This window comes from Jiangella muralis (assembly GCF_001270745.1).
Classification (GTDB): domain Bacteria; phylum Actinomycetota; class Actinomycetes; order Jiangellales; family Jiangellaceae; genus Jiangella; species Jiangella muralis.
Genome location: NZ_LFXL01000070.1, coordinates 1 through 7,282, shown reverse-complemented (window position 1 = coordinate 7,282; position 7,282 = coordinate 1). Strand labels below are relative to the sequence as shown.

4 protein-coding genes are annotated in these 7,282 nt (G+C 72.5%); 1 reads left to right on the top strand and 3 read right to left on the bottom strand.

What is annotated here, in order from left to right:
- Positions 1-917 precede the first annotated feature (917 nt).
- From ACW62_RS32585 to ACW62_RS32575, 3 genes are all read right to left on the bottom strand, one after another.
- Positions 918-3,281 carry an immune inhibitor A domain-containing protein gene (locus ACW62_RS32585; protein ID WP_053208295.1) on the bottom strand — a complete coding sequence of 788 codons (2,364 nt, stop codon included), beginning with the start codon at positions 3,279-3,281 and terminating at the stop codon, positions 918-920.
- Positions 3,282-3,490: 209 nt separating this feature from the next.
- Complete coding sequence (locus tag ACW62_RS32580) at positions 3,491-5,602, bottom strand: OmpL47-type beta-barrel domain-containing protein (protein ID WP_157575144.1); 2,112 nt, start codon at positions 5,600-5,602, stop codon at positions 3,491-3,493.
- Between the two features lie 111 nt (positions 5,603-5,713).
- Positions 5,714-6,172, bottom strand: a complete 459-nt coding sequence (locus ACW62_RS32575; protein WP_053208293.1) for a PPOX class F420-dependent oxidoreductase — start codon at positions 6,170-6,172, stop codon at positions 5,714-5,716.
- Positions 6,173-6,295: 123 nt separating this feature from the next.
- On the opposite strand from ACW62_RS32575, the gene ACW62_RS32570 reads away from it, so the two are divergent.
- Positions 6,296-7,153 carry a helix-turn-helix domain-containing protein gene (locus tag ACW62_RS32570; RefSeq protein ID WP_053208292.1) on the top strand — a complete coding sequence of 286 codons (858 nt, stop codon included), beginning with the start codon at positions 6,296-6,298 and terminating at the stop codon, positions 7,151-7,153.
- Positions 7,154-7,282 lie beyond the last annotated feature (129 nt).

Genomic DNA, 7,282 nt, shown 5'->3' with positions numbered 1-7,282 from the left:
GGTTTGCCCAGCCCCAGACTCGGCGGTCCGAGGCCAGCCTCGCTGGATGAGTGAGTCCGATTGTTCGGGTGGATGGTTCGCCGTCGTGCGGCGGTTGGCCGTCATGGCCACGTGGGCCGTCCCCCTGCTGCCCATTTTCTTAGCCGCGCACGTGCGCCTCAAGCGGACTTGTGGGGCGCTTCGCGCCGGTGAAGGTCCGCTTGACCCGCACGCGCGCGGCCAAGTGCGGGCAGCTATCAGGGGGACGGGGGAAGTGCGGGCAGAGCCCGCCCGGTGCGCCGTTCGCCTGGCTGGCTGGCTGGCGTTCGTCGTTCCGGCCGGCGCACCGGTTGTCCTCGACTCCCGGAGCCGTCTTCGATGGCGGGAGTCGTGTTCGAGGGGCCTTTCGGACGATTCTGGCCATCGAAGACGTCCCAGGCCGTCGACGTCACTCGCGTGGGGAGCACGTCACCCGCCGCAGCACCGGATGACGGTCGTCGTCGGCGGCTATGCGGTGCTTTCGCGGGTGAGGTGCACCCGCCGCGCGTGAAGTGGGGCGTGCCCAGACGGCCAACGGCGCGGAACCCGGCGAACGGTCCGCCGCGGATGGGCGCGCACCACTGATGGGTGAGACTGCTGTCGCCCGGCGACGGTGGCCTTACCCCGCGTACACCACTGAAGATCAATCGGACTCACTCATCTGGGGGTGTCTGACGGATGTTGGTGGATGCGGGGGTCGATCCGCGCCGCCGGAGGTCCGTCAGCCACCCCTTGGGCGTTTCCGCTGGCAGAGTGTCCCGCATGCACGACGGGCTGGACACCGGGAGCCGCGACGGATCCGCGTCACGCTGGCCGCTCACTGAGCACAGGAACCGGCCACCGGGGCCGCCGCTGCGGTCGGCGGCACCCGGTGGCCGGTGGGTGGTGGGTGGAGGCGGTCAGTCCGTCGGCAGCTCCGCCGCCAGTGACACGAGTGCGGCGCTGACCAGGGTGCGGGCACCCGTGCCGGCGACGTCCTCGGACATCGTCGTGAACCGCTCGATGGCGCGCTCCGCGCCGCGGCCGCTGGCCCGGTCGGCGATGTCCAGCTGGGCCTTCAGCCGCTGGTGCTCGCCCTGGGTCAGGAACCCGTCGGCACGGTAGTCCGCGAGCAGGCCGCGGGCGTTGTCGTAGGCGACCTCGACCGTGGCGGACTTCACCTCGACCTCGACGGTGACGGTCGCGTCCGGGTCGGTCTCGCTGGTCGCCGTGACGGTGAGCGTCGCCGTCTCCGACGCGTCCTCGCCGGCCGTGGCGTACGCCCAGACCGGCACCGTCGCGCCGGCCGCGGCCGCCTTGATCTCGTACGGCAGGCTCACGTCCCAGCCCTCGCCCTCGACCGTCGAGGAGATCCGGTACACGTCCGAGCCGTAGATGCCCTCGCCGGCGTCGCCGGTGTTGGTCAGCGGCAGGTTCACCAGCGCGGTGGAGTCGCCGACGGCGTACGTGGCGGCCTCGCCGAGGTCGGCGCCCCGCTCGTACGTGGCGGTGGCCTCGGTGTGCCGCACCGCGACGTCGTAGAACAGCTCGCCCGCCTCGTCCCGGTAGGTGTCCAGGACGTAGAAGTGCAGCTGGTTCGGCGCGTCGACGTACTCGTACTCGCTGCCCGACCCGGTGCCGGCGTGGAACGTCGCGTCGTCCAGCTGACGCGGGTCGCCCTTGACGACGGGGACCGGCTCGCCACCGGGCTCGGTGTCGTTGCCCGGACGGTAGAAGTCGATCCGGCCGATGTCCTCGGGGTTCGCGTCGACCAGCCACGCCCGCGGCGAGCCGCTGTTGCGGGCCTGCCCGATGAGCACGCCGTGACCGGCCACGAACGAGTCGTTGCCGACCCGCTCGACGACCTCGAGGTTGAACTGGTTCCAGTTCTGGTTGCCCGCCGGTGCGACCGGCGTGCAGAAGAACTGGTCCTCGACCCGGGCCTCACAGGCGCCACGGACGAACGGAGACGAGAGCTGGATGTTGAGGCCGACCATGTCGCCGTCGGGAACGTACTCGCGGCCCTTGACCGGGGTGACGAGGACGCCCTGCTCGGCCAGTCCGGCGCTGGTCACGCTGATGAACTCCTCCGGCTTGACGACGCCGAGGCGGCCGTTGCCGGTGGTCTTGAAGTACAGCGTGTGGTGCGGGCCGAGCGACGAGCCGCCGGCGTTCGGGACCTGCCAGCGGTTGTGCGTGCCGCCGGGTCCGTTGAACGAGCCGCGGCTCATCATCTCCCAGTAGGCGGTGCCGGCCCGGCCGGTGCCGGGGTCGAACGGGTTGTTGTAGTTGTCCGGCAGGCCGCGCAGGTGGCTGAACTCGTGCGCGAACACGCTCAGGCCGGAGTTCTCCGCCTGGGTGGACGTGCCCTGGCTGGCGTTCGGCCAGTGGTTCGCCGCCGAGGCCCACGAGGTCCAGTCGACGTAGCGGGTGCCGACGGCGTTCTCGATCGGGTTGCCGGCGTCGTTGAGCACCGGGCCCTCGGTCGCGCCGGGCGGGCCGAACTCCGGCGTGACATCGCCCGGCGTGCGGAACATCATCTCGCCGAACTCCTGCCACGTGGACGTCTCGTCGTGGCCCGCGGTGACGTAGAACCCGTTGTCGAAGCCGCACAGCGACAGCTGACCGGTTCCGGTGCCGGGCGCGCAGCCGATGTCGTCGCGCCAGAGCTCGTTCGCGACGTGGCGGATGTTCCGGTCGTTGAAGTTGTTGCGGGTCGGATCGACGACGCCCGTGCAGCGATCCCCGGCCGGGCAGACGGAGTCCGGTCCGGTGACCGCGAGACCGAACTCGTTCAGGCCGTACTCATGCATGTTGGCCGGCAGCTGGTACGGGCCGAACACCTCGACGGTGACGCCGATGCGGCCGTGGCTGGTCTCCATCCAGTAGCCGTGCAGCGTCTGGCCCTGGTTGTACTCGTTCGGGACCGCGTAGTAGTCGTAGTACCACTGGTTGACCTCGTCGGGCGAGACCGGCTCCCACGGCGGCAGCGGGTTCCCGAACGGGTGCGACTGCGGTTCCTGCTCGATGAGGAACTTCTGGTCCGGGAACTCGAGCAGGATCACCGCGGTGCGGTACTGGCTCTCCGAGCCCTGGCTGGTGGTGTCCTGGTTCCAGGCGTCCGGGCGGATCTGCTGGTAGTCGTCCCAGGTCATCTCGGCCTGCTCGGCCCAGACCTGCTGGTCGAGCGGGACGATCGGGCCGGTGGCGGCGTCGTCGGCCACGCTGTTCTCCGCGTTGGCCGACACGACCCCCGCCGATGCCGCGAGCCCGATCGCGGCCACGCCGACGATCGCTCTGGCCCGCCAGGCCGTCCCGCGCCTCGCGGGTCGCCGTTCTGTACTCGCCGTCACTGAGCCCTCCCAAGAGTCGACGCCGGGCCGCGGGCACGCGGTCCGGTCCGGCGACCGTAGGCCGTGGGATGACCCACGGTCACCGGACAGGTGCATGGAGATCTATCGCACCAATCGGACATCTGTCGATAGCTGCGGGCTCACTCGTCGCGGCCGCGGTTGACGAGCGTGAAGGCGTGCGCCGGCTCGGCGTTGCCGTTGGCGTCGACGGAGCGGTACTCGACGGAGTGCTCGCCGTGCGCGCGGATCCGGAACGGCTGGTCGTACGCCGTCCAGGCGCCGCCGTCGACGCGGTACTCCGTCCGGGCCACGCCCGAGCCCCACGAGTCCGACGCCGTCAGCGTCACCGTCGGGTTGGTGTACTGGCCGTCGCGGTCCGGGCGCTGGTTGAGCGCGTGCTCCGTCGACGGCGGGTCGACCTCGATGGAGCGCAGCGCCGCCCGCAGGTCCGGCCGCGGCCCGATGTTCTGCTGCGGGTTCGTGGTCTGCGGCGCGCCGGTCGCCCGCAGCAGGTCGTTGATCTGCGCGGTCGTCCACGGGCCGAGACCGACGGACATGACGTAGGACTGGACGGCGACGACGGCGTTGGTGACGATCGGGCCGGCGCCGGACGTGCCGCTGAACGAGCGCGAGTAGGCCCGGTTGTGGTCGTTGCCCAGTTCGGCGCAGAGCACGTTGCAGTAGCCGGTCGTGTAGATGTCCTGGCCCCACGCCTGCAGGTCGAACCGCTGGCCGTAGTTCGAGAAGCTCAGCCGCGCCCGCGCCGGGTCGTTGGCGCGCAGGCCGCTGCCGCCGGCGCCGGCGAAGATCGAGCCGGAGTGCTGGACGGCCGGGTCGAACCACTTGACGCCGTTGAGCGTGTACATCGGGTCATCCGTGTCGGTGTTGCCGTTGCCGCCGGTGAGGACCACGTTCGCGCCCATCGCCGTCAGCACCTTGTTGGCCTCGAAGACCGCCGGGATCCACTCCAGCGGCGCGTACCGGCTGCCGCCGAGCGGGCTGCCGGTCTGCTGCTCCAGGATCAGCGCGTCACCCGGACGGACGAACGGCCGGCCGGCCTCGTCGCGCAGCGTCGCGACGAACGCCAGCGCCGGGCCGGGCCGCCACGACGTCCGGCCGTTGCCGAGGTCCTCGACCGGCGAGATGCCGTAGATGTCGACGTCCGGCACGCCGCCGGTGACGCCGTAGCCGTTGTCCTTCGCGGCGATCTCGCCGAACACCGCGGTGCCGTGGTCGTCGCCGAAGGTGTCGATGCGGACGAACCGGCCTTGGCCGATGTCGCTGGACCAGTCCAGCTGCAGGTCCTCGTGGAACGGGTTCCAGTTGTACTCGAGGTCGATCACCCGGATGCCGGCGCCGCGGACCCGCGGGTCGCCGCGGACCAGCTCGGCGTCGATGCCGTTGTGGGTGTCCGACGGGCGCAGGTAGCCCTGCAGCGGGGTGAGGTCCGGCGTCGGCTCGGCCGGCGGCGGGGCCGGCTCCGGCGACGGGTAGGCGTAGACGACCTCAGGCAGCGCGGTCAGCTCGGCCAGGACGGCGTCGACGTCGGTGCCGGCCGGCAGCAGCGCCGTGTACCAGGACGCGAGGTCGGGCAGCGGCTCGGCGGAGCGGGCCTGCGCGCGGCTGGTGGCGGCCGCGAGGTCGGCGACTTGGCCGGGCTCGACGAACGGGATGAGAGCGCTCACATCGTGCCGGTCGAGGACGGCGCGGACGTCGTCCAGGCTGGCGCCCGTCGTGCTGCGCAGCGTCGCCTCGCTGCCGCCGCGGACCCGGTGGCCCTCGGCGAACTTGAGCTCCAGGCTGACCTCGGGCTCGACGGCCGCGGCGCCGCCCACGCCCGCGCCGTCACCGGTGCTGGCGCTGACCCGCAGGGTGCCCGTCGACGGCGTCAGCTCGCCGGCCGCGGCCAGCCGCTGCTTGTCGACGTGCACGACGAGGTCGTCGGTGCCGTCACCGTCGACGTCGTTGACGGCGCTGATGACGGCGCCGGACTCGGACCGGGCCGCCGCGACCTCACCGACGGCCACGGTGTCGAGGTCGATCGCCGTGACGTCCAGGGCGGGGGAGCCGTGCACCGTCACCGGGATCAGGCCGGGGCCGGCCAGATTGACGTGGCCGGACAGCCCGGCCGAGACGTCGGCCTCGACGCCGGGACTGTCGGCCGGTCCGGCCTGCGCGGGCGGGGCGAGGAGTGCGTAGCCCGTCACCGCGAGGGTGCCGAGCGCCACGCCCGCTCGGAAGCGTCGTGTCATGGGGGTCTCCTTGTCGCCGGGGGACGGGATTGCGCCCGAACTTAGGGAAACCTGGACGAATGGTCACTGGGCAGGTGTCTGAAACCCCGCGGAGTCCGGCCGACATCTGTCCTAGCGGGTGCCCGTCGTCCGTCCGGCGACGTCGCGGGCGGACAGCTCGAACGAGCCGCCGTCGAGGCCCCAGGCGAGGACCCGGCGGGCGCGGATCCGGATCCAGGCCGGCGCGAACGGCATGACGCCGGTGATGCGGGCGCCGAGCGCCTCGCCGCCCTCGGTGAACGTCTCGGCGGTGCCGCGGATCTCGATGCCGCGCGGCTGCCACGGATCGGTGCCGGCGAGGTCGTCGACGACGTAGGCGACCTCCGGGTGGGCCAGCGCGTCGCGGAACTTGCGGCTGCCGCCGAAGTCGGTGCCGGCGTGCCCGGCGACGACGATCGCGTCGGCCTCGGGGTCGTAGAAGACGCCGACCGGCGCGACGTGCGGGCGGCCGCCCGGCCCGACGGTGGCCAGCCGGCCCAGCGGCTGGCTCTCCAGGTAGGCGATCTCGGCGTCGGTGAAGGTGTTCGACATGGTCACGATGCTGGCCCTGGGGCGTGCGCGGAGGGGAGGCCGCCGTGAGGCTGGCACCGTCACGGCCACCCTCGCGCGGTCGTTCCGGTGGCCGGTCGTGGCGGCGGCGGTAGCCTGGGGACCGTGAGCGACAACGAGCTCGGCGCGTTCCTGCGCTCGCGGCGCGATGCCATCACCCCGGTCCAGGTGGGAATGCCCGCCGGCCCGCGGCGGCGCGCGCCGGGGCTGCGCCGGGCCGAGCTGGCGATCCTCGCCGGCGTCAGCATCGACTACCTCACCCGGCTCGAGCAGGGCCGCGACCGGCACCCGTCCGCGCAAGTGCTGGGCGCGCTGGCCGAGGCGCTGCAGCTGTCGGCGGCCGAGCGGGTGCTGCTGCGCAACCTCGCGAAGACCACCAGCGGCGACTTCTACTGCCCGTCCATCGAATCGCCGCCGGCGTCAGAGGTCAGGCCGACGGTGCGGGCGCTGCTGAACCGGCTGGAGCCGGCGCCCGCGGTGCTGGTCAACCGCCTCGGCGACGTGCTGGCGTGGACGACGGGATACGAGCTGCTGGCCGAGCCGCTGGGGCTGCTGGCCGGTGACGCGCCGAACCTGGTCCGCTACCACTTCACCGACCCGCGGGCGCGGGCCACCTACCCCGACTGGAACGCCGTCGCCGACGCGCTGGTGGCCAACCTCAAGCTCGACTCCGGCCCCGGCGACGACCACCTGGCCGCCCTGGCCGACGAGCTGACGGTGCTGGCCGGCGCGGCGTTCGCGGCCCGCTGGACGGCGCCCGCGTCGGCCGGCTCGCGCACCGGCGTCGATCGCGTCGTGCACCCGGACGCGGGCGAGCTGCGGCTGGCGTACGAGACCCTCGACCTCGCCGACGGTGAGCACCAGCGCCTCGTCGTCTACCTCCCCGGCGACGAGCCGACGTCCGGCGCGCTGGACCGGCTGACCGGGCTGCGCCCCGGCTCGCTGCACGCCGTCGCCGGCTGACCCCGCCGTCGGGCTTGCTGACACCCTCCCCGAGAAGTTGATCTTGGAGAATCCGCGCCGCGAATCGGGGGCGGATTCCATCGGTCGTAGCAACGCCTGGTGGAAGGTGTTGTCCGATGCCGAAGGTGT

Coding starts and splice junctions, on each gene's coding strand:
- ACW62_RS32575 (WP_053208293.1), bottom strand. CDS start 6,172: ATGTCGAACACCTTCACCGACGCCGAGATCGCCTACCTGGAGAGCCAG.
- ACW62_RS32580 (WP_157575144.1), bottom strand. CDS start 5,602: ATGACACGACGCTTCCGAGCGGGCGTGGCGCTCGGCACCCTCGCGGTG.